1 protein-coding gene is annotated in these 814 nt (G+C 65.4%); it reads right to left on the reverse strand.

Features of this window, described 5'->3' with window-relative positions:
• Positions 1–145: 145 nt before the first annotated feature.
• Positions 146–445 (reverse strand): DUF736 domain-containing protein, encoded by a 300-nt coding sequence (locus ACLKMW_RS26465; RefSeq protein ID WP_415727512.1) that lies wholly within the window; start codon positions 443–445, stop codon positions 146–148.
• Positions 446–814 lie beyond the last annotated feature (369 nt).

Genomic DNA, 814 nt, shown 5'->3' on the forward strand with positions numbered 1-814 from the left:
AATGTCGATTATGCATAGCGTGTCGTTATGCGGAGTGGGTGGTCTGGAGTGCCCGGTTTCCGGGCGTTTCGTGCGGCTTTTGCTCCGCATAATACCAGGGGTACGAGGCGGGCGCCCCGCCGGTGAGCGGAGCGCCCTTGCTGGTTCATCGCGACCAGATGAGCTTGTGCTCGCCCTTGTCGCCCTGGACCAGGGAGGCGTAGACCGGAGCCGTGAAGGACGGGTCGTCGAGCTTGACCGAGAGGTATTCGGCGCCGGTTTCCTTGGCGGTTTTGCTCCAGCCTGCGCCGAGCTCGACCCCGTTTGCGCTGATGCGGTGATCGGGCGCCTTTTCGTTGTCGCGGTCGCAGGGCTTGATGGTGGCCTTGACGCTGAGTGCGAGGGTTCTGATGGTCCCGGCAAAGTTGCCGTTTTCGTCGCGGGTGAAGGTGCCGATCTGAGCCATTTTGGTATCTCCTGACTGTTTGTCCGAAGCCGCCCCTTGCGGCCTCGATGGCGGTCGATGGACGCGGGTCCGGCCGACTGCATCCGGAGGGCCGAAGCGACAGCGCAGGACGGCGGCAGCCGAGCTTGTTGCCTCGCGAGGAATGGCCTTCAGGCCAGGGGAAGAAGGTCGGCGAAGCCGTTGCAGGCCAAGGCCGGCCCAGCGTCAGACCAGCCCCGAGGAGAGGCCGCGTGGGGGCTTCACCGACATTTGTCGTCGGAGAACGGATGGCGGCAGGCGCCTATATTGGCACGGGCAGCGCCGATGCCGCCGGGTCATCACCCCTCGCACACTGCTGCCGGGCGAACATGCCCACCCCATGCCCGACAT

It is taken from the genome of Borborobacter xinjiangensis (genome assembly GCF_047739745.1).
In the GTDB taxonomy this organism is placed as follows: Bacteria; Pseudomonadota; Alphaproteobacteria; order Rhizobiales; family Rhizobiaceae; genus Pseudaminobacter.